Here is a 22,455-nt window from a genome sequence, read left to right on the forward strand (position 1 = left end):
CCGTGACTCTCTCGAGGTCAGAGCTGGACGTCCTGTTCGAAGAGCCGGAAGTCGCCGTCGCGGAGCGCGACGAACGCGAAGTCGCCGAGGTTCGTCGAGCCGCTGGGTTGCTCGTTCACGCCGTTCAGTAACTCGCCGCTCTCGGAGAGCCCGATGTACAGGGTGTCGCCCTCCGTCAGGGTCTCTGCGAGTTCTCCGCGTGCGAACCGGCGAGCGGACAGGTTGACGGCGACCCCGCTCGACACGTCGCCGTTGGTCAGCTCCAGTGCGACGAGTCGCCCCCCGTCCGTGCTCTCGGCACTGAACCGCACACCGCGCTCTCGGGCTGTCCCGGCCCAGGCCGGTTCCTCGACGGTCGTCTCGCCGAGTGCGCTGACGGTGACCGTCGACTTCTGCTGGACCGTCCGATCGCCTCGTTCGACGGTGACGTCGTACGTGACCTCGTCTACGTACCCGGCTTCGGAAACCCAGACCCTCGCCTCGAACTCGCTCACATCTTCGCCGAAGAAGACAGACAGCAGGCGCTCTTCGTTCGCGACGCCAGTGGACTCGTACGAGACGGCGTGCTCGCCGTTCTCGCTCTCGGCGAGCCCCGTCGCTTCGCCCCACTCGCCCCCGACGAGGAGGCCCTCGAACTGCGAGAGTCGAAGGACCTCCTGGGGGTCGGGCGTCTCGTTGTCGATCCGGTACGCCTGCTCGAACCCGGTGTCCATCTGCACGTACCCGGCGTCCTCGCTGGCCGCCGACCAGAGCGTCTCGGTGAGGTCGCCTGATTCCTTCACCCGACTGATCCCGTCGGCGCTGTACGCGTTCGCGAACTCGGCGGAGGACGTGCGTCCGTCCCGATCGGTCGCTCGGTCCTCGCCGAGGGCCGCCGAACCGGCGTCGACGATCGAGGACCGATGCGTCCCGAAGAGCTCCGTCCCGACGATGCCACTCCGACTCGCCCCGTCGGGATACGCGAAGTTCTCGAGCGTCGTCGGCTCCTCCGTCCGAGTCTCGGTCTCCGTCGCGGTCGCGGTGTCCGTCGCCGTCGCCGTCTCGGTCGCGGTCTCCGTGTCAGTCGCCGTGTCGATCGTCGTCGCGGTTCCCTCGCCACTCGCACACCCCGCGAGTGCGGTCGCCACTGCAGCCGTACTCCCCAACAGCACCCGTCTCGTCATCTTCGTCTCGTCCGACATTATCCGTCGTATCTGAGACCCCCGGAACGTAAATAGATGTCATTTCGCGTCAGATACTCTCGACACGTCGCGAGCGTGACGTGGTGGTCGACGACAATCCGATTCCGCGGCGTCGAGACATTACTCCGACACGTCGAGACCCTACTCCGCCACGTCGAGCACGACCGCGTCTGCGCACTCGCGTAGCTCGTCGGGATCGATGGGGAACACCGCCTCGGGGGTGCCGGCGGCGGCCCAGACGGTGTCGAACTCGGTGAGGGTCTCGTCGAGATAGGTGGGGACGGGGCCGTCGTCGCCGTGGTGGCAGAACGGCGGGACGCCACCGATGGCGTACCCCGTCGCTTTCCTGACCTCGTCGGCGTCGCCCATTCGGACGTCGCTCTCGTCGACGCCGCGTTCGGCGGCGAGCTTCGCGAAGCTCACGCGGTTCGCGCCGCTCGTGACGACGACCACGGGCTGGTCGCCGGCGACGAGGACGATGCTGCTCGCGATCTGCGCGACCTCGCAGCCGACCGCGGCCGCGGCGTCCTCCGCGGTCTTCGTCCCTTCGGGGAACTCCGTCGTCTCCAGGTCGAGGCCGTGCTCGTCGGTGGCTCGCTGCGTGAAGTCTGCGGCGCGCTCGTGCATGAGCGCTCGAATTCGCCGAGGGTTCAAAAAGGCTCGCGCAGTGGCAGAACTGCGGACGGGACCGCGCCGGCGGCGGCGCGAGCGCCACGTCGCTGGCCGGTGGGTCAGGCCTTCGCGTGGACGCGGACGTCCAGGAGGTCGGCCGCGTCGGCGTCGCGGAGCGCGTACCGGACCGGGTCGCGTTCCACCGCGAAGGGGGCGACGGCGACGACGACGCGCCCGACGTCGGTGGTCGCACGGAGGACGAGTCCGCGGGAGGTGACGACGACGTACGGCGGCTTCGGGACGAGGTCGGCTCGTAGCGAGCCACCGGCCGCGTCGACCGCGTCCGCGAGGACAACGGTCGCGGCGTCGAGCGTCCCCGTCTCAGCGAGTACGCGCTCGAAGGGGTCGACGACCGCGCGCCGGTCGTCCGCCGTCGCCCCATCCCAGGCCGCCGCGGTGACGCGGCCCGCCGTCGCGACCGCGTCCAGGAACGCCGCGTGCTCCTCGCGAACGCGGACCTCGACCACGTCCGCAATCGCGCTGGCGTCGGCGTCGTCGGCAGCCTCGCGGTCGGGGTCGACGGCGCGGCCGGCGTCGTCGGCGTCGTCCTCGGTCACGCCAGCACGTCGCTCGCGCCGGGGCTTGAACGTGACGACGGCCCACCGTGGTCCGACGGTCGCCGTCCCGGAACGGTGCCGGCGCCGGCAACGCCAAGTGCGGCGTGCGCGAAGTCCGGGCCATGAAGATCGTCGACTACGACCTGTACGAGGTTCCGCCGCGGTGGCTGTTCCTCCGCGTGGAGACCGACACCGGGGTCGTTGGGTGGGGCGAACCCGTCGTCGAGGGACGCGCGCACACCGTTCGCGCGGCCGTCGAGGAGCTCATGAACGCGTACCTGCTCGGCGCGGACCCGCTCCCGGTCGAGGACCACTGGCAGACGATGTACCGCGGCGGGTTCTACCGCGGCGGACCGGTCCTCATGTCGGCCATCGCGGGCATCGACCAGGCACTCTGGGACGTCCGCGGGAAGCACTTCGAAGCCCCGGTGTACGAGCTCCTCGGCGGGCCCGTCCGCGAGAAGATCCAGGTGTACCAGTGGGTCGGCGGCGATCGACCGGCAGACGTCGCCGACGCCGCGGCAACGAAGGTCGACGCGGGCTACGACGCGTTGAAAATGAACGCAACCGCTGAACTCCGGCACGTCGACTCGCCGAGCGCCGTCGACGCAGCCGTCGACCGACTGCGGACGGTCCGGGAGGCCGTCGGGCGGGACGTCGACGTCGCCGTGGACTTCCACGGGCGCGTGTCGAAGCCGATGGCGAAGCGCCTCGTAGCTGAACTCGAACAGCACGAGCCGTTCTTCGTCGAGGAGCCCGTGCTCCCCGAGCACCTCGACGCGCTCCCCGCGATACAGGCCCAGACGTCGACGCCGATCGCGACCGGGGAACGCCTCTACACGCGCTCGGACTTCCGGAACGTATTGGAGACGGGTGCGGTCGACGTGATACAGCCGGACCTGAGTCACGCCGGCGGCATCACGGAAGTCGCGAAGATCGCGGCGATGGCGGAGACGCACGACGTCGCGCTCGCCCCGCACTGCCCGCTCGGGCCGATCGCGCTCGCGTCCTGCGTGCAGGTCGACGCGGTCGCGCACAACGCGCTCATCCAGGAGCAGAGCCTCGACATCCACTACAACGAGGGCGCGGACGTCCTCGACTACCTCGCCGACCCGGACGTGTTCGCGTTCGATGACGGCTTCCTCCCCGTACCCGAGGGGCCGGGGCTCGGCATCGAGGTCGACCGCGAGGTCGTCGAGGCGCGCGCGGGAAGCGTCGACTGGCACAATCCCGTGTGGCGGCACGAGGACGGGAGCGTGGCAGAATGGTGACGCCGACGCCGATTCCGGGCCTCGAAAGCGACGGCCGCCGGTTCGAGGGGCGGACCGCGCTCGTCACCGGCTCCACCAGGGGCATCGGCGAGGGCGTCGTCCACCGGCTCGCCGCGGAGGGCGCGGACGTCGTCGTGAACGGCCTGGACGCCGACGCCGGCGAGACCGTCGTCGACGACGTCCGCGACCGCGAGGACGCCGGCGACGCCGCGTTCGTCCAGGCTGACCTCCGCGACCCCGACGCTATCGCCGCGCTCGTCGACGCGACCGTCGACCGCTTCGGCGGCGTCGACGTCATCGTCAACAACGCGGGCGTCCAGACCGATACGAGCACGACCGACGCGACCCTCGAGGACTGGAACTACGTCGTCGAGACGGACTTCCGCGCGTACTGGCTGACCGTCAAGCACGCCGTCGAGCGCGCCGACCCGGACGCGGTCGTGAACGTCTCCTCGAACCACGCCGTCTCGACGATGCCCGACCACTTCCCGTACAACGCCGTCAAGGCCGGCATCGACGGGATGACGCGAGCGATGGCGCTCGACCTCGGCCCCCAGGTCAGGGTGAACTCGGTGAACCCCGGGTGGGTGCTCGTCGACCGCACCGCCGCGGAGCTCCCCGACGACCGTCGGCGCGACGTCGAGAACGCTCACCCCGTCGGCCGACTCGGCGAACCCGCCGACGTCGCCGCCGCCGTCGCGTTCCTCGCGAGCGACGACGCCGGGTTCGTCACGGGGTCGACGCTCGTCGTCGACGGCGGCCGCACCGTCGTCATGCAGGACGACACCCTCCCGGACTACGCCGCGGAGGACTGAGCACGCGTCGACGGCCAAGAGGTGAGCACGCGCCGACGACCGAGCGGGCGATGCGCCAACGTTTTTCTCGCCGGGGTGTCTCCACAGTGGCATGAATCGGACGTTCGCCGCCGGGGTCGCACTCACCGCGGCCAGCGTGACCGGCTACGTCGTCGGCGTCCTCGCGCCGTACCCAGGCCGTGCGTTCTCGCTGACCGGCGTCATGGTCGGCATCACGCTCGCCGCCGTCGCGGGCGGTGCCGGCGGTGAGACGGCGTGATCCAGACGCACGTCCTCACGCCCGAGGGCGTGGACGAGCACGCCGACGTAGGAGCGGGGAAGGCAGCGACCGGGACGACGTGGGTGCGCGTCTCCGACGGCACGCCCGAGGAGATGCAGTCCGTCTGCGAGACGTTCGGCATCCACGACCTCGAACTGGAGGACGTCCGCGGGGGCGTCCGCCCGAAGGTCGAGGAGTTCGACGACCACGTGTTCCTCCTCGTCAAGAGCGCGCGACTCCGCGGCGGCGAGACGACGTTCGAAGAGGAGCTCTCCGATCAGACCGTCGGCGTCTTCCTCGGCCCGGACTGGCTCGTCACGCTCTCGACGGGCACGCTCTCCGCCGTCGGTCGCGTCTGGGACGCCGCAACCCGCGAGGAGAAACGGCTGCTGTCGCGCGGCCCGGACTTCCTCGCGTACCGCGTCCTCGACGCGCTCGTCGAGGAGTACTTCGACGTGCTCGACGAGATAGAGTCCGACATCGAGGCCGTCGAGGACGAGATCGTCGGCGCCACAGGCATCGACACCCTCGAGGACATCAACAGCCTCCGACGGGAACTCCTCGCCACTCGGCGATTGCTCTGGCCGACGCGGGACGCGCTCGCGGCGTTCGCGCGCGGCGACGTCGAACTCGTCACCGACGACACCGAGAAGTACTTCAGGGACGTCCAGGACCACGTCATCCAGCTCGTCGAGCTCGTCGAGACGTACCGCGACCTCGTCGCGGGTGCACGCGACATCTACCTGAACTCGCTGTCGATGTCGACGAACGAGGTGATGAAGCGACTGACGGTGGTCGCGACGATCATCCTCCCGCTGACGTTCGTCGTCGGCGTGTACGGGATGAACTTCTCGGACTCGCCGTACAACATGCCCGAGCTCGCGTGGACGTTCGGCTACCCGTCGGTTCTCGTCGGCATGGCTGGCGTGACGATAGTGATGGTGGCGTACTTCCGCCGTGAGGGCTGGCTGTGACCCGCGACTGGACTCGGCTTAATCCCCGGGGTTCGATACTGAAAACTAATGTAGGGTCGGTCGCAACTAGTGGGTGATGGCTGTGGTGGACCGACGTGGCTGTGACGGCTGTGGTCGCGACATCCCCGTCGAGGACCTGACGGCGGTGTCGGTCCCCGGCGACGAGCACGCCGTCTGTTGCCCGGAGTGCCGCGAGCACGCGGAATCGGTCGCCGACGACGGACTCGGGACCGGCGAACTCGACGGCGAGAGACCCGGCGCGGTCGCTCGCCAGCGCGGCGAGTGCGAGGGCTGCGGTGCGACGGACGCCGTCGACGAGTTCGAGACGATGTCGCTCCCCGACGGGTCGACGGTCGCGGTCTGCGAGGACTGCCGCGAGCACGCGGCGTCGATGTCCCGTCGGACCGACGTGGACGGCCACCGCGGCGAGTGCTCGGGCTGCGAGGAGCCGTTCGACGTGAGCGACATGGTGGCGCTGGAGCTCGACGACGGGACGACCGTCGCGTGCTGCGACGAGTGCGCGAAGTACGCGCGCGCAGCGGCGCGTACGACCACGAACGAACCAGACTACGACGCCGACGCACAGCGCTCGACCGCAAGCGACGACTCGACGACCGGCGACTCCAACGCCGGGGCACGCCCCGAGTCCGCCATCGAGGAGGACGCGGAGACGGCGCTCGTGGAGTCGCCGTCGATCTGCGAGCAGTGCGGGGACTGGGTGGACGTCGAGCTGTTCGAGGTGGTGACGGTCCACGACCGCGTGGAGGAGTTCTGTCCGCCGTGCAAGGATCGAGCACGACGGAACGGCGTCGTCAGGGACGTCCGGATGCGTCGCGCCGAGGCGTACGACGTACTGGACGTCGACCCCGGCCGAGCGGAAGCGGTGGTTCGTGACGCGTACCTCTCACGGATCAAGGCGGTCCACCCGGACAGCGACGGCGGGAGCCGCGAGGCGTTCCGGCGCGTCCAGCGCGCGTACGAACGCTTGACAGATTGACTGTCCCCGTCCGGTACGGCCGGCCGGTCGTCGCTCGCTCCGTCACTCGGGGAGCGCGCCGTCTTCGCGGTGGAGGAACCCGAACGTGCCGGCGTCGAAGAAGTACGTCGACCCGCACGTCCCGCAGTCTTCGCGGACCGGCTGGTTGTGTTCGTGCATCCGCCAGAGCTCCTTCTGGCTGCGCTCGATCTCGATCGTGACGGTACCGTCGCAGCCCTCGAGGCTGCAGGGGAATCGCAGGAACCAGTTCGGGACCGAGAGCGCGCCCAGCGGTGCGAGCGCAGCGCGGAGTCGACAGACGAGATTGAAGACGGTGACGGGGAGGTCCTCGCGCTCCAGTTCCACGCCCTCGGAGTCCGCGACGTACCCGCCGCGGAGCGTCGGGTCCTCGTAGACGGGGAGGACGGGGACGCCCTTCGCGACCGCGTACCCGACCTCCTGGTTCAGCCACGGATCGGTCGCGCCGTCCTCGGTGAACAGCGCCACGACGACGTCCGCGTTCGCGATCCGGCCCTCGAGTTCGCTCCGGGCGCGACCGGACTCCAGCTCCTCCATGGCGACGTGGACGGTGAACGGGAAGTTCCGGACCGTCGAGAACAGGTCCTGGGCGAGCGAGAGGTCCGCGGGACCGTGCGTGACGTAGACGGTCTCGTTCAGCATGGTCTCCGAATTGGGGCGGGGCCTAATAGGTCTGTTCTCGCGCGTCTGTCGCTCGCCGACGAGTCGGCGTCGACGCTCGATCGTTCACGCGTGGAGTTTCCGGTGACACGTCGGGCAGAGGCTGACGTAGTTGCGGGCGTGCCGGTAGCCGCTCTCGGAGAGGGGGACGACGGCGTGGAGGTGGAGGTCGTCGCCGACGACGATGCGTTCCCGGACGCCACAGCCCCGACAGCGTCGGTCGTCGCGCTCGTGGATCGCTTCGGCGTCGACCGCAGTCGTGGCATGCGTGCATCGTCGATGGGACGTCGACTGGTGGGGTGCGTCGTCGCCACCCGCGTCGTCGGCCGTCGGGGCGTCGGCGTGACAGGGCTCGCAGAGCGAGACCCGGTTCCGGTCAGTTTCGGGTTCGTCCGGCACGAGTCGTCGACGGACGACCGCAGAGAGACTGTCCGCGCCGCAGTTGTGACAGCACTCGCCGCGGACGAGCGACCCGTTCGCGGTAGTGCCCCGGCCACGACGCGCACTCGGAACGCATTCGGTGGTCGCCCGCTTGAGTCGAGACAGAACGTCCTGGGTCTCCATCGACCGAACGAACGCACCCGAGTGGCTTAATTTTTTCTACGAAAGATGTGGAAATATCTCGTTACGTGCCGGAGACGAGGTCGCGGAGGGCCGCTTCGGGGTCGTCGGCCTTGGCGACGCCGCTCGCGAGCAGGACGCCCGTCGCACCGAGGTCGTTCGCGGACGTCACGTCCTCGCCGGTGGAGATGCCGGCGCCACAGTAGACGTCGACGCTCTCGTCGACCGCCGCAGCCGCCTCGACGGCGCCCGTGACGACGTCCGGGTCGGCCTGACTCACGGGCGTTCCCGACCCGATGAGTTCCGGTGGCTCGACCGCGACTGCGTCCGGGCCGAGCGCCGCCGCCGCGCCGATCTGTCGCGGGTTGTTCGCGCAGACGCACGTCTCTAGACCGGCGCGCTCGGCGGCGCGCACGGAGCCGTCGACGTCCGCGAGCTTCAGTCGATTCTCGCTGTGGTTCAGGAGCGTCCCCGTCGCGCCCGCGTCAGCGACCGCTTCCGCGAGCGCACTTCCGGTGTGACTCCCGTGCTCGTTCGGCGACACGTGCTGGGCCCACGTCTCCACGCCGGTGTCCGCGACCGCGGACAGGTGCGCGGTCTGGGGCGCCACGCCGACGCGGACGCCGGTGTCGTCGGCGACCGACGCCGCGGCACGAGCGACTTCGAGGTGGTCACACGGGTACGCCTTCAGGTTCACGAGAACGAACATACTCCAACCGGCGGCGGGCAGCGAAAAGTACCTTTGGAGTTCGGCGAACTCGACCTTGTCCGAGCGGCCGACCGTCCCGGGCGCGGTCAGTCCTGACAGCAGCCGCCGGCTTCCTCGCCGAAGTCGACGACGAGCTGGTCGCTGATCGCTTCGTTCACCGCCTCCAGGCGAGCGTCCAGTTCGTTCTGGGCCTCCAGGTACTCCGCCATCACGGGGATCTCGTGGAGTTCCGACTGGGCGGCCTGGACCTTCTGGAGGTCCGCCTGCGTCGCCTCGCCGGTCTGGCGCGCGAGCATGAACTCCTGACGGATGTCCTCGAACTCGTCGATCTTCGACTGGGCTTCCTCGCTGGCCTCGACCGCGGCCTTTGCCTCCTCGAAGCGCTCGTACTCGGGGAGTTCCGTGATGGCCGCGCCGAGTTCCCGCCCGAGCGCCTCCACGCTCTCGGTCGTCGACGACTCGTGGTCGGTCTCTACGCTCATACTCGAGTCTTGGACCGGACGCGTTTCAACCTGCCGGAACGGGCGACTCGCTGCGACCCACAGGCGCTACGCCCGGGTCCAGGGCATCGCTCGACTACAACGGCCGGCTGGACCGACGAGACCCGTCCCGTCCCAGACGGCGACCGCCGAACGACTCCCCTCCCTGGGATGTATTGGCACAGCACGGTGACCGGATTCTCCGGTTGTAGCCGGTTCAACCGCCGATTGAACGGTTTGAACGGTGCATGAACCGACTGAACGGAAGACGCAATTGAATACGGGTAGCCGTTACGGGAAATCCATAGGATGGGGGAACACGACGGGACGGTCCTCGTTGCCATGCCGCCGACGGAGCGCCGGCAGCGAATCGAAGACGTACTCGCGGAGCGCGACCACGACGTCAGGACCGCGGACGACGGCATCCGCGCCGTCGACGCGATCCGGGGTGCGGACGCCGTCCTCGTCGGTGACTACCCCGGGCAAGTGCCGAGCCTCGTCCTCGACGCGACGACGCCGCCCGGGGTCGTCCGCCCGAACGTCCTCCTCGCAGCCGACGACATCGACGTGGACGCCGTCCCCGACGAGCGACTCCCCGTCGGCTGTACGCCGACGGTGGTCGGCGACGCCGTCGACAGCGCCGTCGAACGGGCGACGTACACGGAGCGCGTCGCGGAGTTCTCCGCGGTCGCCGCCGCGGCCGCGACGAGCGACCACGGATCGCAAGCGCTCGCCGAACGCGTCGCCGGACTCGCTCGCGACGCACGCGACGTCCAGTCCGGGTTCTCCGCGAGCGACTGGGCGGCCGCGTTCCGCGCCGTCACCGCCACGAACCTCGACGACTCCGGGAACCGCACGAGTTAACCGTCCGTGCCGGTTACGACGGTGCAATGAGTCAGGATTCGTATTCGGAGGGCGACCTCCGGAACACGGGTATGTCCCTCAAGCACGACCGCGAGTGGGACTACGAACTCGACCGGATCGTCGAGGCGATAGAGGAACGGGACGCGAAGAAGGTCGGGCTCCAGTTCCCCGAGGGCCTGAAGCGACGTGGGCCGGCGGTCGCGGACGACCTGCGCGCGCTCGTCCCCGACGACGTCACGATCATGCTCTCCGGGCAGCCGTGTTACGGCGCGTGCGACCTCGACACGTTCCTCATGCGTCGCACGGACGTGTTCGTGCACTTCGGGCACTCGCCGATGAAGGAGTCCGAGAAGATCATCTACGTCCCGCTGTTCTCCAACGTCGACGTCGAACCGATCATGGAGGAGTCCCTCGACGAGCTCGCGGACCCCGACGACGACCCCGACGTCGGGCTCGTGACGACCGCCCAGCACATGAACCTCTTCGACGACATGCGCGCGTGGCTCGAGGACCGCGGGTACGACGTCCACGTGCGTCGCGGCGACGACCGACTCACGCACGAGGGACAGGTCCTGGGCTGCAATTACGCGAGCGCGGACGTCGACGCGGACCAGATCCTCTACGTCGGCGGCGGGAAGTTCCACCCGCTCGGGCTGGCGATGGAACACCCCGACAAGACGGTCGTCATCGCCGACCCCGTGAACAACGTCGTGACCGTCGCGGACACGGAGAAATTCCTCAAGCAGCGCTACGGCGCAGTGCATCGGGCGATGGACGCCGAGAAGTGGGGCGTCATCTTCTGCACGAAGATCGGCCAGGGACGCTTCGACCAGGCCGAGAAGATCATCGACGAGAACGACGACGCGTACCTCATCACCATGGACGAAGTGACGCCGGACCGGCTGCGGAACTTCGACATGGACGCGTTCGTGAACACGGGCTGTCCGCGCATCACGACCGACGACGGCCCGCAGTTCCACAAGCCGATGCTCACGCCCGGCGAGTACGAGATCGCGGTCGGCAACGAGCCACTCGAGGAGCTATCCTTCGACACGTTCCACGGCACCTGGTAGTCGCCGAGACCGCGACGGCTGGGGCCGTTCCGCGGTCGTCGACGCAACCCCCCACCACGACTGTTGCAGGGGGTGTTACACGTCTCGGGGCGTACATACTTCCAGCATCCCCTCTTTGGTCTAGACGCCGCCGGCCAGGACGCATTGCCCCCGCGTCACGGCCGGGGTCCCGACGCTGGAATCCGCCCTGATAGCCGTCTCAATCGGGTCGAACGGACGACTCTACCTCCGCCCCCCGACCCGAAACGCGGTTCGCGTTCGACCGGAGCGACTCGAACGTGTCGGCTGCCCACGACACGAACGAGTCGTCGGTCGACACCGCGAGCGCGACCAACTGATTGTCCGGTCCGTACCCGCCGACGAACGCTCGGTCCTCCGTCACCGTCAGCCCGAACCCGGGGTCGGCCTCGAGTGCGTACACGGAGAAGCCGTCGCGAGCGATTGCCGTCTGAAGTTCTTCGCCACCCTCGTCGCGCTGGCGTTCGAGGACGTCCACTGGCAGGAGGAGTTCCGTCTCGACGCCCGCATCGAGCAACTCCTCGTGGCCGTGGTCGAACATCTCGCTCCGCACCGGCGTCAGTCCCTGGACGGTCGTCGTGTCGCTCGCGGTGAGCTCCTCGACGTACCGCATCACGGGCGCGTGTGGTTTGTCTCGAGTGGCCGTGACGACGTCCGCCGTCGCGAGCACGGGGAGCGGCGGGACGCCGTCGGCGGGGATCGCCTCGAGGAGACCCTCGAAGGTCTCGACGGTCTGCATGCCCGAGCGGAACGCGTCGAACGTCTCGTGGACGAGCACGCCGGCGGTGGTGACGGCGTAGCCGTCGTCGCCCTGGTGTACCCAGCCGCGTTCGCAGAGCGCGGAGAGGTTCCGGTGGACGGTCGCTCTCGACACTCCGAGTTCGTCCCTGAGGTCGCTCGGTCTCGCGGCTTCGTACTCTCGGAGTGCGGCGAGCAAGCGGGGGCGGACCCGCGAGTCTGCGAGGAAGGATAGCGCGTCGGTCGTCATTGCATTCAGTTCGCTCCGGCCGGGCAAAAACGTTCGGCCGACGGCTCGGTCGAGTCGACGACTACGCGGAGGGCCCGACTCGCTGGCGAACGGCGGTGCGTTCCGAAACCTGTAAACGCGCGTCGTGGGTACGAGGGTGTATGGAACTGCGGGTCATCGAGAACACGGACGACGAGCTCTCCATCGAGATCGCGGGCGAGGACCACACGTTCATGAACGTCCTGAAGGGGACGCTCCTCGAGTCCGAGGACGTCGCCGCGGCGACGTACGACGTGAACCCCGAGCAGTCCGGTGGCCAGACCGAACCGATCCTGACTGTCAAGACGGAGGGCGACGCGGACCCGCTGGAGGCGCTCGAGGCCGCCGCGGGCTCCATTCGCGAGAAGACGACCGCGCTCACGGACGCGTTCGACGACGCGACCGCCTGAGGACGAGCTCTCTTCGCTTCTGCGGTCGCGCTCTCGCACCCGGACTTGCGAGTGCTTACAGTCGGATGGGGACGCCGCGCTCTGCGAGCCGTCGCTTGCAGTCGTCGACGCTGTACTCGTCGAAGTGGAAGATGGAGGCGGCGAGTGCGGCGTCGGCGCCGGCGTCGGCGAACACGTCGTACATGTCGTCCGGGCTCCCGCAGCCCGAGGACGCGATGACTGGCGTGTTGACGTTGTCGCAGACGGCCTTCGTGAGCGGGATGTCGTAGCCGTCCTTCGTGCCGTCGGCGTCGATCGAGTTCACGAACAGCTCGCCCGCACCCGTCGATTCGGCTTCGCGCACCCACTCGACGACGTCGAGTCCGGTGCCCTCGCGGCCGCCCTTGACCGTGCACTCGAACCAGCAGGACTCGCCGTCGACGTCGACGTAGTGCTCGCCGTCGTCGTCGAACCGGCGGCGAGCGTCGACGCTGATGACGATGCACTGGCTCCCGAACGCTCGCGCACCCTCGTTTATCAGGTCGGGGTGCGCGATCGCGCCGGAGTTGATCGAGACCTTGTCCGCGCCAGCGCGCAGCGTCTCCTTGATGTCTGCTTTCGTTCGGATGCCGCCGCCGACGGTGAGCGGGATGAACACCTCGTCGGCGACCGCGGAGACGGTGTCGAGCATCGTCTCGCGACCCTCGGCGCTCGCGGTGATGTCGAGGAACACGAACTCGTCGGCGCCCGCCTCGTTGTACCGCTTTGCCATCTCGACGGGGTCGCCGGTGTACTCGAGGTCCTCGAAGTTCACGCCCGTGTACACCGCCGGGTTGCCGTCGTCGTCGAGGTCCACGTCGATGCAGGGGATGACGCGCTTCGTGAGAGTCACGGTTACTGCGTACTCCTCGGAGGCCGTCGGACAAAAGCGGTCCGCTCGGCGATCGCGGTCCGCCCCGACGCTCGCGGTTCGCTCACTGGTCGCACCCCGCTCGTGCGGTGGGCGGATACAAGTGCGCTGCGCGTGGAGGTGGGAGTATCGAGATGAAACGCTATCCCGCGGTGCCGGGCGTCGACGACGCCGACCCCGCGTTCTTCGAGGCCGGCCACCTCTGGGTGCAGGAGCTGGTCGCGGGTGAACTGATTCGGGTCCAGGTCCAGGCGTCGGGCGCGCTCCGCGTCGGGACGCGTCGGCGCGTCCTCGACCCCGACGAGGTCCCGCTGCGGTACCGGCACGCCGTCCAGTCGATCAGGGACGACCTGGACGTGGACGCGCTCCGCGCGGCCGTCGCGGACGTCGAGTCGGTCGTGTTCTTCGGCGTCGCGACGCAGTACGACGGCGTCCCGTACGACTGGGCGCGGACGCCGTCCGTGCTCTGGGTCGACGCGTGGGACGCCGACCGCGAGGGATTCCTCGCGGTGGACGCGGCCGAGCGCGCGCTCGCGGAGTTCGGACTGGAGCCCGTGAACGTCCTCGAGAAGGAGGTGCACGTCAGGGACTACGACGCCGCGTCGCCGTCGATGCCGAGGTCGGCGTGGTACGACGGCCCGGTCGCGGGCGTCGTGCTCCGGAAGAAGACCGGCGAGCGCCTCGCAATTCCGAACCCGGCCATAGAGCGCGGGGTCGAGCGGGCCGTCTCGCCGACGGCTGCGACGGCAGACGCGCCGACGGATGCGCCAACGGACGCGACGGCGGCCGCCGATCGGGCGGCGACGCGCGAGCGCTTCGAGCGCGTCGTCCAGTCGGTCGCCGCCCGCGACCGACCGATCTCGTTCGACACCGTCTACGACCGCTTCCTGGCGGCGATCTACCGCGAGACCCACGACTGGCTGCTCTCCGGCGACGACGGCGCCGGGTTCGACCTCGGCGCGTTCCGGTCGGCGGTGTCCCGGCGCACCAGCGAGTTCCTCGACGAGCGCTGACGCGTCCCGAACGGGAACTTTCAAGCACAGTTCGGGCGACCACGGACACGTAATGTCGCTGCTGAGTCCGTTCGTGAACTCCCTCCCGGTCGCGGCGGCGTTCGTCCTCGCCGCCACCGCCGTCATCTGGAAGGCCAGCGCGTGGCTGGAGCACTCCGCGGAGAACCTCTCGCTGTACTACGGCCTCCCGCCGATCGTCCACGGCGCGATCGTCGTCGCGATCGGGTCGTCGTTCCCGGAGCTGTCGTCGGCGGTCGTCGCGACGTGGCTTCACGGCGAGTTCGGCCTCGGCGTCGGCGCCATCGTCGGCTCCGCGATCTTCAACGTCCTCGTCATCCCGGCGCTCTCGAGTCTCGCCGCCGAGTCGGAGATGACGGCGAGTCGCGACATCGTCTTCAAGGAGGCGCAGTTCTACATGCTCTCGGTCGCGGTCATCCTCATCACGTTCTCGCTCGCAGTCATCTACAACGGCGTCCCCGGCGGCGAGTTCCTCGGCGAGGTGACGCCCGGACTCGCCGTCCTCCCCATCCTCCTGTACGTGCTCTACCTCTTCATCCAGTACCAGGACACGAGCGACCACGACGCCGTAACCCCGCCCGCGGACCTCAACGTCCTCGCGCAGTGGGGGCTGCTCGCCGTGAGTCTGGCGTGCATCGTACTCGCCGTCGAGGCGATGGTCTCGGGCATCACGTTCGCGGCGAGACAGTATTCGCCAGGCCTGCTCTGGGTGTGGGGGATGACCGTCATCGCGGCCGGGACGAGCCTCCCGGACGCACTGGTCTCGATCCGCGCGGCGAAGGCCGGCGAGGCGACGACGAGCCTCGCGAACGTCCTCGGGAGCAACATCTTCGACCTCCTCGTCGCCGTCCCGGCGGGTATCGTCGTCGCGGCCTTCGTCGGCGACGTCGTCGTCGTCGACTTCGTCGTCGCGGTCCCGATGATGACTGCGCTCACGGTCGCGACCATCGTCCTGTTCACGCTCCTGCGGACCGACCTCCACCTCTCGGAGCTGGAAGCGTACGCGCTGCTGGGCGCGTACATCGTGTTCATCGCCTGGCTCGTCCTCGGCATCCTCGGACTGTCACCGGTTCCAGTCCCACGGGGGTCCTGACGGAACGCCGGAGTGGGTTGGTGCCCGCGACGCGACGCCGTGGATGGTAACCGTGAAGTGACGGCGGCGAGAACGCTCGCATATGACCGAGACTCCCACGGGAGACGTCGACGAGACCCCCGAGCACGTGGAGGGACTGGACCGCGTGACGTCACCGATGCAGGACTACTCGACGTCGCAGGTCGCGTACGGCGCCATCGTCCTCGTCGTCGGCCTCCTGCTCACGTTCGGCCTCGGCCTCCTCCTGTAGGCTGGCGCTCGCTTCCCGGAACTCGACCGCGTAGCGACTGCGCCGCCGACTGGATGGCTCCGATAGACGGCTCAGGCGAGCGTGGCGAGCCAGAACCCGAGTGCGGCGCCGGCGAGTGCGAGTGCGAGCGTCCCGAGTGCGTTCGCGGCCGCGGCCCGCGTCGAGCGAGCGGCGCGGTCGACGGTCTCGAACGCGAACGTGGAGAACGTGGTGAACGCGCCGCACGCGCCGGTGCCGACGAACAGGAGCGCGTCACCGCCGACGACGCCGGAGGCGCCGAGGCCGGTTGCGAGTCCGAGGACGAGACTCCCGAGGACGTTCACCGCGAGCGTCGCGTGCGGGATGGCGGCGTCGGCGTCGTCGACGCGCTCGTAGACCGCGTGTCGAGCGACCGCGCCGAGGGCGCCACCGATACCGACGAGGACGGCCGGGTTCACGCCTCCACGCTCCGTGCGAGTGCGAGCGCGACGTGCCGGCCGAGGAGGACGCCGCCGATCCCGAGCGCGTAGTTCCCGGCGACGTTCCCGGCGGCGACGAGCGGCGCGGCCTGGTACGTCTGGACGGCGAACGTCGAGTACGTCGTGAGCGAGGAGAGGAACCCGGTGCCGACTGCGGTCCGCATCCGACCGGAGAACGCGCCGAGGTACGCCTCCTCGTACAGGAGGAAGCCGAGGAGCGCGCTCCCGACGACGTTCACGGCGAGCGTCGCGGATAGCCCTCCGACGGCGACGTCGACGCCGTACCGCGCGTTCGCACCGGCGAACCCGCCGAGTGCGACGAGCGCGTACGTCTCGACGGACGCGAGCGGGTGGCCGTCAGTCATCGACCGCCACTCCACATCGGGAGTGCAAAAATCCGGCGGGTCGCTCACCAACCGAGGGCGAGCGCGAGTGGCCGTGCTTGCGAGTAGACGAGACGGGAGCCGATTCGCCGTACTCGGTAGTGTGCGTGGCGAGCGCGGGGAGGACGCGAGTAGAGGAGAGAACGGAGCGGGTTAGAAGACGTACTCGTCGTCGTGACCCATCATGCCGTCGTCCTCGAACCCGGACTCGAGGCGTTCGTCCTCGTCGTCCATCGGCCCGCTCGTCTTGTACGCCTTCAGACCGGCGGCGAGGAGGTCCTCGATGGCCTCGTCCCGGTTGACGAACTCGCCCTGCTCGACCATCTGCGTGATCTGCATCTCGAGATGCTCGGGGATGTTTATCTCGACCTTGGGCATCAGTAATTGGGGCTATCGGTAAGGGGGTATTTAAGCCTGTTGGGGACGTGAATCCGCCGCGGTCAGGCGCTTCAGGGCCGCGATCGCGGGTTGCTCGGCAGTCGCGTCCCGTGACGACCGACGCTGTCCACCGGGCCGTAACCGTGAACTGACAAACAAGCGTCGGGAACCCGCGACCACGCGTGGCCATCGTTCGGTGCAACCCCCACTCGCCGTCGGTCGATCTGCTCGCGCTCGCAGTCGTCCGCGCGACGACGAACGGTCCGTCACGCCTACGGTCCTCGACGCGCTACCAGAGAGCGATGACTGTCAGGGACGTCACGGACATCCACGAGGAGTTCGACGGGGAGCGCGTACCGCCGGGCCAGCGCGAGACGTCGAAGTTCCCCGTGCTCTCGAAGAGCGGCACGCCGAACTACGACCCCGAGAACTACTCGCTGGACGTCTGGGGCGCCGTCGACGACGAACTATCCTTCTCGCTCGAGGAGTTCCAGGGCGTCGAGAGCGAGACCCAGCGCCAGGACTTCCACTGCGTCACCGGCTGGTCGAAGCTCGACTGCGAGTTCGCGGGCGTGACGTTCCCGACGCTCGCGGACCTCGCGGGCGTCCACGACGACGCGGTCCACGTCATGTTCCACGCCCTCGACGGCTACACGACGAACCTCCCGCTCGAAGACTGCATGCGCGAGGAGGTGCTGCTCGCGTGGGCGTTCGACGGCGACGACCTCCCCAGGGAGCACGGCGGCCCGCTCCGCGTCGTCACGCCCCACCGGTACGCGTACAAGGGCGCGAAGTGGGTGGACGGCGTCGAGTTCCTCACCGAACCAGAGCGCGGGTACTGGGAGAAGCGCGGGTACTCGAACACCGCGAACCCCTGGAACGAAGAACGGTACGCCTGATTCGAGCCGCGACCGAGCAGCGCTTTAGACCTTGCGCGTGTGATACCGTCGGCTCCGCGTCTCGGATATGAACACCCTTTATAGGGCCGGTCCCTGAGTTGGGTGCGATGGAACGAGCGGGCAGCGGCGGGCGCTCGAGCGAGGTGGGTCGGGACGCCGGGCGTCTGGTGAGTCGCAGCCGCGAGGTGGGTGACGTCTCGTTTCGGGCGTTCCTCGCGTCGCGAGCGCCGCCGCGGCTCCAGTGGGCGAGCCCGGGCGGGCTGGAACTCGCGGGCGCGGGCGTCGCCGTTGAACTGACCGCGGACGGCCCCGGCCGGTTCGACGCCGTGCGCAACCGTGCAGACGCGGTGTTCGCGGACGTCGACGCGAACGGCGCGGCCGAGGGCGCGCCCCGCCCGCGATTCGTGGGCGGGTTCGCGTTCCGCGACGATCACGTCCCGGATGGCTCCTGGTCGGGGTTCCCGGCGGCGTCGTTCGTCCTGCCGGCGATCCAGTTGACGCGCACCGACGACGGGACGTGGGTGACCGTGAACCGGTACGGGCCGGACGCCGATGCCGACGCCGTCGAGGCGGCGCTCGACGAGGCGGTCGACGCGGTTGCGGCGCTCCCGAAGATGCGACCCGTCGGCGACGCACCGGGAGTCGCGGCGACGCGCCGGACGACGTCGAAGGACGCGTGGACGACGCAGGTCGCGGACGCGACCGAGCGCATTCGCGCCGGCGACCTGGAGAAGGTCGTGCTCGCGACCGCGCTGGAGGTCGACCTCCGCGGCGACGTGGACCTCCCGGACGTCCTCGAACGGCTCCGGCGGACGTACCCGAACTGCTATCGCTTCCTCGTCCAGCCGACCGAGACTGGGGGGTTCCTCGGCGCACCCCCCGAGCGCCTCGTCGCCCAAACTGGCCGGCGCGTCGAGACGGAGGCGCTCGCGGGGTCCGTCGGCCGGGGCGGAACGCCCGAAGCGGACGCGGAGCTCGCGCAGTCGCTCGTCGACTCGGAGAAGATACAGCACGAGCAGCGTCTCGTCGTGGACGCGATCTGCGAGCAACTCGCCGGGTTCGGCGCGGTCGCCGAGGGAGAGCAGCGCGTGCGCAAGCTCGACAACATCCAGCACCTCCAGACGCCGATCTCGGCGGAACTGGACGTGGATGCGCACGTGCTCGACATCGTCGAGGCGCTGCATCCGACGCCGGCGGTCGGCGGGCTGCCGCCGGCAGCCGCTGCGGCGACGATCCGGGACGTGGAGACGTTCGAGCGCGGCTGGTACGCCGCCCCCGTCGGGTGGTTCGACGCGACGGGCGACGGCGAGTTCCTCGTCGCGATCCGCTCGGGCGTGGCGGGCGGCGACCGGGCGACGCTGTTCGCGGGCAACGGCATCGTGCGGGACTCGGACCCCCAGGAGGAGTGGGACGAGATCCAACTCAAGTACCGGCCGCTGCTCGAGGAGTTCCGATGACGGCGAACGGCGACGAACCCGGCGACGGGTATCCGAATCGCAACGTACTCTGGGCGGAGACGCTCGTCGAGGAACTGGCGGCGGGCGGTCTCGAGGCGGTCGTGGTGTCGCCGGGGAGTCGGTCGACGCCGTTGACGGTGGCGGTCGCTGACCGCGACGACCTCTCCGCGTTCTCGGTGCTCGACGAGCGCGCGGCGGCGTTCTTCGCGCTCGGTCGCGCCCGGCGGACGGGCGAGCCGACGGCGCTCGTCTGCACGTCCGGAACGGCTGCAGCGAACTATCATCCCGCCATACTGGAGGCGAGTCAGGCGCGCGTGCCGCTGCTGGCGTTGACTGCGGACCGGCCGCCGGAGTTGCGGGACTCGGGCGCGAACCAGACCGTCGACCAGGAGAAGCTCTACGGCGACGCGGTCCGCTGGTACCGCGACCTGCCGGAACCGGAGGCGACGCCGCGGAAGCTCAAGCGGCTTCGCACGGACGCGGCGCGAGCGCTCGCGGAGACGCGCGGGACGCCAGCGGGGCCAGTGCACCTGAACTGTCCGTTCCGGAAGCCACTGGAGCCCACGGACGTACCGGGCGACGTCCCGGAGGGATGGGACGAGGGCGACGACCGTGCGTCGGCCGGGCGCTTCGAGGACGGGGAGCGACGACCGTTCGTCCGCACGGAGGCGGGGCGACCGACGCTCTCCGCGGCGCGACTCGACGCGCTCGCGGACGTCGTCGCGGACGCCGAGACGGGCGTCGTCGTCGCCGGGCCCGCGGACCCGGTGGACGTCGCTCGCGAGGACTACGCACCAGCCGTCGCGGGCCTTGGCGCCACTGTGGGGTTCCCGGTGCTCGCGGACGTGCTCTCGACGGTCCGGTACGGCCCGCACGTCGCGGACGCACCGGTCGTCGGCGGATACGACGGCTACGTCGACGGGCTCCTGGACGCGGTCGACCCGGACGTCGCGCTCCGCTTCGGGGCGTCGCCGACGTCGAAGCCGCTCCGGAAGGCACTCGCGGAACGGGACGTCCAGCAGGTGCTCGTCGACCCGGCTGGCGAGTGGCGGGACGCCGAGTTCGCGACGGACACGCTCGTCGCCGCGGACCCGGTCCACGTCGCCCGCGAACTCGCCGAGCGCCTCGAGGGGGCAGTCAGTGAACGCGAGAGCGGCGAGCGATCCGCGACCGAGCGGGCGCTCGCGCTCGACGAGGCGTTCTCGGATGGGGTCGCGAGCGCACGCGTGGACGTCTCCGTGGGTGCGTTCGAGGGCGAGGTGCTCGCGGACGTTGTCGCTGGCGCACCGGACCCGTCGACGGTCGTCGTCTCGAACTCGATGCCGGTCCGGGACGCCGACCGGTTCGCGGCCGCCAGCGAGGCGGACGTGACCGTGGTCGCGAACCGCGGCGCGAGCGGCATCGACGGCGTCACCTCCACCGCGCTCGGAGCAGGGAGTGCCACGAGCGACGAGCTCGTGTACGTCACGGGCGATCTCGCGTACTACCACGACATGAACGGCCTGCTCTCGCTCTCGCGGTGCGGCGTCGACGCGACGATCGTCGTCGTGAACAACGACGGCGGCGGCATCTTCCACGAACTCCCGATCGCCGAGTTCGAACCGCCGTTCACCGAGCAGTTCCAGACTCCCCACGGCATGGATTTCGCGGCGACCGGCGACCTCTACGACCTCGCGTTCGAACGCGTCGCACCGGACGCGTTCGCCGACGCGTACGAGCGCGTGCTCGGAACGGCGGGGACGGCGGTCCTCGAGGTCGGGTTCGACGCGGCCGCGAGCCACGACGCCCGCGACGCCGCGACGGAACGCGCTCGCGAGACCGTCCGGGCCGAAGTCGACGACTTCGACGCCCAGTAGCGATTGGGCCCTGTCCAGGGGTGCGCTCTGCCTACCGCAGCACTCGCATGAACAGCACGCTGTACCCGAAGGGAATCCACGTGCCGCCGAGGAAGACGAGTCCGAGGAGCGAGAGGACCTCCAGTCCGGGGACGGCGAGGAGGACGGCGGGTGCGATGACGCTCCACGCGCCGAAGACGTAGCACCCGATGCGGGGCATCGTCAGGAGGTAGCCGGTGAGCGCGAGCGCGCAGACGGCGACGGTGACGTTCACGAACAGCGAGAACTGCGGCGAGACCGCCGAGTACGCGACGAACGGGTAGAGGACGAACATGATGCCGACGACGACCGCCTCGCTCCCCTGGAGCTCGTAGGACACACGGCTGGTGTCGAGTTCCTCGTCGTCCCAGTCGTGCACCGAGTAACCGCCGTCGTCGTCGCCGTCGGTCGACCCGCGGCCCTGGCGCTGTCTCTCCTTCGACCACTCGCGTGCGCTCCGTCGTGCTCGTTCACGATAGCCGTCCGCGCTCGTCGCGCTCGCGGACGTACCACCGTCACCGGCAGCAGTGTTGTCGCCGCCAGCGCCGTCGCCACCTGCACCGTTGCCACCAGCGCCGTCGACGCTCTCGCCGCCGACGTCGTAACTCCGCTCGCTCGGGTTGCCGTCGCCCGCACGCGCCCGCGTCCGGTCGTACGCACCCGGGTCGAACCCGAAGCGGTCGTCCGCGCCGACGCCACCGTTGGCGTCCGCACCGCCGGCCTCCGCGCCGCCAGCATCTGCGCCGCCGTCATCCGCGCCTGCACCGCTGTCGGCGGTGGCCGTTCCGGACCGTCCGGCCTCGTCCGCGCGCCGGTCCGAACCGACGTCCCAGCGACTGCCGTCGCCGCCGGTGCCGCCAGCGACGTGAGTCGTGTACGACGCGTGGCCGAGGCGGTCGTAGCGAGCGCGCTCGTCGGGGTCCCCGAGGACGTCCTCCGCGGCCTGCACGCGCTGGAAGGCGTCGGTCGCGTCCGGCGAGTCGTTCAGGTCGGGATGGGTCTCCTTGACCCGCTCGCGGTAGGCTGCCTCGATCTCGTCCTGGGTCGCGGTCCGCTCGACCCCGAGGACGTCGTAGAACGTCTCGGCCATCGCTGCTTGGTGGACGGTGGGGCCGGATCGAGAAAAACGTTCGCGGCCATGATCCACCGCAATCCGGTCACCAAGGGAGCCCCGACACGGGGCCGGGTCGAGACGCGAACCTCCAAGTGCGCGCCGCGG

Annotated in this window: 27 protein-coding genes; 14 read left to right on the forward strand and 13 right to left on the reverse strand. The window is 69.6% G+C overall.

Going from position 1 to position 22,455, the window contains the following annotated elements:
* Positions 1-17: 17 nt before the first annotated feature.
* The 3 genes from G9C85_RS02085 to G9C85_RS02095 all read right to left on the reverse strand — a co-directional run bounded on the left by G9C85_RS02085 (position 18) and on the right by G9C85_RS02095 (position 2,410).
* Entirely contained in the window at positions 18-1,181 is a 1,164-nt protein-coding gene (locus G9C85_RS02085; protein ID WP_166036123.1) for a hypothetical protein, read from the reverse strand.
* Between the two features lie 141 nt (positions 1,182-1,322).
* Positions 1,323-1,808 carry a YbaK/EbsC family protein gene (locus G9C85_RS02090; protein WP_166036505.1) on the reverse strand — a complete coding sequence of 162 codons (486 nt, stop codon included), beginning with the start codon at positions 1,806-1,808 and terminating at the stop codon, positions 1,323-1,325.
* A 104-nt stretch (positions 1,809-1,912) separates the two neighbouring features.
* Positions 1,913-2,410 carry a hypothetical protein gene (locus tag G9C85_RS02095; RefSeq protein ID WP_166036124.1) on the reverse strand — a complete coding sequence of 166 codons (498 nt, stop codon included), beginning with the start codon at positions 2,408-2,410 and terminating at the stop codon, positions 1,913-1,915.
* 122 nt (positions 2,411-2,532) lie between these two features.
* On the opposite strand from G9C85_RS02095, the gene dgoD reads away from it, so the two are divergent.
* The 5 genes from dgoD (at position 2,533) to G9C85_RS18765 (ending at position 6,726) form a co-directional block, all read left to right on the forward strand.
* Positions 2,533-3,681, forward strand: coding sequence for a galactonate dehydratase (dgoD, locus tag G9C85_RS02100; RefSeq protein ID WP_166036506.1), 1,149 nt, complete (start codon positions 2,533-2,535; stop codon positions 3,679-3,681).
* Positions 3,675-4,496: an SDR family NAD(P)-dependent oxidoreductase gene (locus G9C85_RS02105; protein WP_166036507.1), complete on the forward strand. Its 822-nt coding sequence runs from the start codon at positions 3,675-3,677 to the stop codon at positions 4,494-4,496. Before dgoD ends, G9C85_RS02105 begins: the two co-directional genes overlap by 7 nt.
* Before the next feature lie 91 nt (positions 4,497-4,587).
* Positions 4,588-4,755, forward strand: a complete 168-nt coding sequence (locus G9C85_RS02110; RefSeq protein WP_166036508.1) for a hypothetical protein — start codon at positions 4,588-4,590, stop codon at positions 4,753-4,755.
* The gene (gene corA, locus G9C85_RS02115; protein WP_166036509.1) at positions 4,752-5,729 is read left to right on the forward strand and encodes a magnesium/cobalt transporter CorA; all 978 of its coding nucleotides are present in this window, start codon (positions 4,752-4,754) and stop codon (positions 5,727-5,729) included. The genes G9C85_RS02110 and corA overlap by 4 nt, the downstream gene beginning before the upstream one ends.
* A gap of 76 nt (positions 5,730-5,805) precedes the next feature.
* Positions 5,806-6,726, forward strand: a complete 921-nt coding sequence (locus G9C85_RS18765) for a J domain-containing protein (RefSeq protein WP_166036510.1) — start codon at positions 5,806-5,808, stop codon at positions 6,724-6,726.
* A gap of 42 nt (positions 6,727-6,768) precedes the next feature.
* Here G9C85_RS18765 and G9C85_RS02125 read toward each other — a convergent pair whose 3' ends face one another.
* The 4 genes from G9C85_RS02125 to G9C85_RS02140 all read right to left on the reverse strand — a co-directional run bounded on the left by G9C85_RS02125 (position 6,769) and on the right by G9C85_RS02140 (position 9,156).
* Complete coding sequence (locus tag G9C85_RS02125) at positions 6,769-7,386, reverse strand: toll/interleukin-1 receptor domain-containing protein (RefSeq protein ID WP_166036511.1); 618 nt, start codon at positions 7,384-7,386, stop codon at positions 6,769-6,771.
* Between the two features lie 84 nt (positions 7,387-7,470).
* Complete coding sequence (locus tag G9C85_RS02130; protein WP_166036512.1) at positions 7,471-7,968, reverse strand: HNH endonuclease; 498 nt, start codon at positions 7,966-7,968, stop codon at positions 7,471-7,473.
* Between the two features lie 61 nt (positions 7,969-8,029).
* Positions 8,030-8,674, reverse strand: a complete 645-nt coding sequence (gene tpiA, locus G9C85_RS02135) for a triose-phosphate isomerase (protein WP_166036513.1) — start codon at positions 8,672-8,674, stop codon at positions 8,030-8,032.
* Between the two features lie 86 nt (positions 8,675-8,760).
* Entirely contained in the window at positions 8,761-9,156 is a 396-nt protein-coding gene (locus G9C85_RS02140) for a YlbF family regulator (protein WP_166036514.1), read from the reverse strand.
* Positions 9,157-9,462: 306 nt separating this feature from the next.
* Here G9C85_RS02140 and G9C85_RS02145 point away from each other — a divergent pair, with 306 nt between their 5' ends.
* Positions 9,463-10,017, forward strand: a complete 555-nt coding sequence (locus tag G9C85_RS02145; protein WP_166036515.1) for a hypothetical protein — start codon at positions 9,463-9,465, stop codon at positions 10,015-10,017.
* Between the two features lie 26 nt (positions 10,018-10,043).
* Positions 10,044-11,090, forward strand: coding sequence for a diphthamide biosynthesis enzyme Dph2 (gene dph2, locus G9C85_RS02150; RefSeq protein WP_166036516.1), 1,047 nt, complete (start codon positions 10,044-10,046; stop codon positions 11,088-11,090).
* Between the two features lie 199 nt (positions 11,091-11,289).
* Here dph2 and G9C85_RS02155 read toward each other — a convergent pair whose 3' ends face one another.
* Positions 11,290-12,096 carry a winged helix-turn-helix domain-containing protein gene (locus tag G9C85_RS02155; RefSeq protein WP_166036517.1) on the reverse strand — a complete coding sequence of 269 codons (807 nt, stop codon included), beginning with the start codon at positions 12,094-12,096 and terminating at the stop codon, positions 11,290-11,292.
* A 140-nt stretch (positions 12,097-12,236) separates the two neighbouring features.
* On the opposite strand from G9C85_RS02155, the gene G9C85_RS02160 reads away from it, so the two are divergent.
* Positions 12,237-12,524, forward strand: a complete 288-nt coding sequence (locus tag G9C85_RS02160) for a DNA-directed RNA polymerase subunit L (protein WP_166036518.1) — start codon at positions 12,237-12,239, stop codon at positions 12,522-12,524.
* 55 nt (positions 12,525-12,579) lie between these two features.
* Here G9C85_RS02160 and hisF read toward each other — a convergent pair whose 3' ends face one another.
* On the reverse strand, positions 12,580-13,395 hold the full coding sequence (hisF, locus tag G9C85_RS02165) for an imidazole glycerol phosphate synthase subunit HisF (protein WP_166036519.1): 816 nt from the start codon (positions 13,393-13,395) through the stop codon (positions 12,580-12,582).
* A gap of 152 nt (positions 13,396-13,547) precedes the next feature.
* Here hisF and G9C85_RS02170 point away from each other — a divergent pair, with 152 nt between their 5' ends.
* The 3 genes from G9C85_RS02170 (at position 13,548) to G9C85_RS02180 (ending at position 15,787) form a co-directional block, all read left to right on the forward strand.
* Positions 13,548-14,426: a hypothetical protein gene (locus G9C85_RS02170; protein ID WP_166036520.1), complete on the forward strand. Its 879-nt coding sequence runs from the start codon at positions 13,548-13,550 to the stop codon at positions 14,424-14,426.
* 52 nt (positions 14,427-14,478) lie between these two features.
* Entirely contained in the window at positions 14,479-15,537 is a 1,059-nt protein-coding gene (locus G9C85_RS02175; RefSeq protein WP_166036521.1) for a sodium:calcium antiporter, read from the forward strand.
* 82 nt (positions 15,538-15,619) lie between these two features.
* Complete coding sequence (locus G9C85_RS02180; protein ID WP_166036522.1) at positions 15,620-15,787, forward strand: hypothetical protein; 168 nt, start codon at positions 15,620-15,622, stop codon at positions 15,785-15,787.
* A 71-nt stretch (positions 15,788-15,858) separates the two neighbouring features.
* Here G9C85_RS02180 and crcB read toward each other — a convergent pair whose 3' ends face one another.
* The 3 genes from crcB to G9C85_RS02195 form a co-directional block, all read right to left on the reverse strand.
* On the reverse strand, positions 15,859-16,224 hold the full coding sequence (gene crcB, locus G9C85_RS02185; protein WP_166036523.1) for a fluoride efflux transporter CrcB: 366 nt from the start codon (positions 16,222-16,224) through the stop codon (positions 15,859-15,861).
* Complete coding sequence (locus G9C85_RS02190) at positions 16,221-16,610, reverse strand: CrcB family protein (protein ID WP_166036524.1); 390 nt, start codon at positions 16,608-16,610, stop codon at positions 16,221-16,223. The genes crcB and G9C85_RS02190 overlap by 4 nt, the downstream gene beginning before the upstream one ends.
* A gap of 171 nt (positions 16,611-16,781) precedes the next feature.
* Positions 16,782-17,006: a ribbon-helix-helix domain-containing protein gene (locus tag G9C85_RS02195; protein WP_166036525.1), complete on the reverse strand. Its 225-nt coding sequence runs from the start codon at positions 17,004-17,006 to the stop codon at positions 16,782-16,784.
* Positions 17,007-17,308: 302 nt separating this feature from the next.
* Here G9C85_RS02195 and G9C85_RS02200 point away from each other — a divergent pair, with 302 nt between their 5' ends.
* The 3 genes from G9C85_RS02200 to menD all read left to right on the forward strand — a co-directional run bounded on the left by G9C85_RS02200 (position 17,309) and on the right by menD (position 21,218).
* A complete protein-coding gene (locus G9C85_RS02200) occupies positions 17,309-17,905 on the forward strand; it encodes a sulfite oxidase-like oxidoreductase (protein WP_166036526.1) in 597 nt (198 codons plus the stop codon).
* A 107-nt stretch (positions 17,906-18,012) separates the two neighbouring features.
* A complete protein-coding gene (locus G9C85_RS02205; protein WP_166036527.1) occupies positions 18,013-19,362 on the forward strand; it encodes an isochorismate synthase MenF in 1,350 nt (449 codons plus the stop codon).
* Complete coding sequence (menD, locus tag G9C85_RS02210; protein ID WP_166036528.1) at positions 19,359-21,218, forward strand: 2-succinyl-5-enolpyruvyl-6-hydroxy-3-cyclohexene-1-carboxylic-acid synthase; 1,860 nt, start codon at positions 19,359-19,361, stop codon at positions 21,216-21,218. The genes G9C85_RS02205 and menD overlap by 4 nt, the downstream gene beginning before the upstream one ends.
* 31 nt (positions 21,219-21,249) lie before the next feature.
* Here the strand turns inward: menD and G9C85_RS02215 are convergent, their stop codons facing one another.
* Positions 21,250-22,326: a J domain-containing protein gene (locus G9C85_RS02215; RefSeq protein WP_166036529.1), complete on the reverse strand. Its 1,077-nt coding sequence runs from the start codon at positions 22,324-22,326 to the stop codon at positions 21,250-21,252.
* Between the last annotated feature and the right edge of the window lie 129 nt (positions 22,327-22,455).

The sequence above is a fragment of the Halorubellus sp. JP-L1 genome, from assembly GCF_011440375.1.
GTDB lineage: Archaea > Halobacteriota > Halobacteria > Halobacteriales > Natrialbaceae > Halorubellus.

What these genes read in the sequence shown, in the direction of transcription:
- G9C85_RS02085 (WP_166036123.1), bottom strand. Translation starts at nt 1,181, where the DNA reads ATGTCGGACGAGACGAAGATGACGAGACGGGTGCTGTTGGGGAGTACG.
- G9C85_RS02090 (WP_166036505.1), bottom strand. Translation starts at nt 1,808, where the DNA reads ATGCACGAGCGCGCCGCAGACTTCACGCAGCGAGCCACCGACGAGCAC.
- dgoD (WP_166036506.1), top strand. Translation starts at nt 2,533, where the DNA reads ATGAAGATCGTCGACTACGACCTGTACGAGGTTCCGCCGCGGTGGCTG.
- G9C85_RS02105 (WP_166036507.1), top strand. Translation starts at nt 3,675, where the DNA reads ATGGTGACGCCGACGCCGATTCCGGGCCTCGAAAGCGACGGCCGCCGG.
- G9C85_RS02110 (WP_166036508.1), top strand. Translation starts at nt 4,588, where the DNA reads ATGAATCGGACGTTCGCCGCCGGGGTCGCACTCACCGCGGCCAGCGTG.
- G9C85_RS18765 (WP_166036510.1), top strand. Translation starts at nt 5,806, where the DNA reads ATGGCTGTGGTGGACCGACGTGGCTGTGACGGCTGTGGTCGCGACATC.
- G9C85_RS02125 (WP_166036511.1), bottom strand. Translation starts at nt 7,386, where the DNA reads ATGCTGAACGAGACCGTCTACGTCACGCACGGTCCCGCGGACCTCTCG.
- G9C85_RS02130 (WP_166036512.1), bottom strand. Translation starts at nt 7,968, where the DNA reads ATGGAGACCCAGGACGTTCTGTCTCGACTCAAGCGGGCGACCACCGAA.
- tpiA (WP_166036513.1), bottom strand. Translation starts at nt 8,674, where the DNA reads ATGTTCGTTCTCGTGAACCTGAAGGCGTACCCGTGTGACCACCTCGAA.
- G9C85_RS02140 (WP_166036514.1), bottom strand. Translation starts at nt 9,156, where the DNA reads ATGAGCGTAGAGACCGACCACGAGTCGTCGACGACCGAGAGCGTGGAG.
- G9C85_RS02145 (WP_166036515.1), top strand. Translation starts at nt 9,463, where the DNA reads ATGGGGGAACACGACGGGACGGTCCTCGTTGCCATGCCGCCGACGGAG.
- dph2 (WP_166036516.1), top strand. Translation starts at nt 10,044, where the DNA reads ATGAGTCAGGATTCGTATTCGGAGGGCGACCTCCGGAACACGGGTATG.
- G9C85_RS02155 (WP_166036517.1), bottom strand. Translation starts at nt 12,096, where the DNA reads ATGACGACCGACGCGCTATCCTTCCTCGCAGACTCGCGGGTCCGCCCC.
- G9C85_RS02160 (WP_166036518.1), top strand. Translation starts at nt 12,237, where the DNA reads ATGGAACTGCGGGTCATCGAGAACACGGACGACGAGCTCTCCATCGAG.
- G9C85_RS02170 (WP_166036520.1), top strand. Translation starts at nt 13,548, where the DNA reads ATGAAACGCTATCCCGCGGTGCCGGGCGTCGACGACGCCGACCCCGCG.
- G9C85_RS02175 (WP_166036521.1), top strand. Translation starts at nt 14,479, where the DNA reads ATGTCGCTGCTGAGTCCGTTCGTGAACTCCCTCCCGGTCGCGGCGGCG.
- G9C85_RS02180 (WP_166036522.1), top strand. Translation starts at nt 15,620, where the DNA reads ATGACCGAGACTCCCACGGGAGACGTCGACGAGACCCCCGAGCACGTG.
- G9C85_RS02190 (WP_166036524.1), bottom strand. Translation starts at nt 16,610, where the DNA reads ATGACTGACGGCCACCCGCTCGCGTCCGTCGAGACGTACGCGCTCGTC.
- G9C85_RS02195 (WP_166036525.1), bottom strand. Translation starts at nt 17,006, where the DNA reads ATGCCCAAGGTCGAGATAAACATCCCCGAGCATCTCGAGATGCAGATC.
- G9C85_RS02200 (WP_166036526.1), top strand. Translation starts at nt 17,309, where the DNA reads ATGACTGTCAGGGACGTCACGGACATCCACGAGGAGTTCGACGGGGAG.
- G9C85_RS02205 (WP_166036527.1), top strand. Translation starts at nt 18,013, where the DNA reads ATGGAACGAGCGGGCAGCGGCGGGCGCTCGAGCGAGGTGGGTCGGGAC.
- menD (WP_166036528.1), top strand. Translation starts at nt 19,359, where the DNA reads ATGACGGCGAACGGCGACGAACCCGGCGACGGGTATCCGAATCGCAAC.
- G9C85_RS02215 (WP_166036529.1), bottom strand. Translation starts at nt 22,326, where the DNA reads ATGGCCGAGACGTTCTACGACGTCCTCGGGGTCGAGCGGACCGCGACC.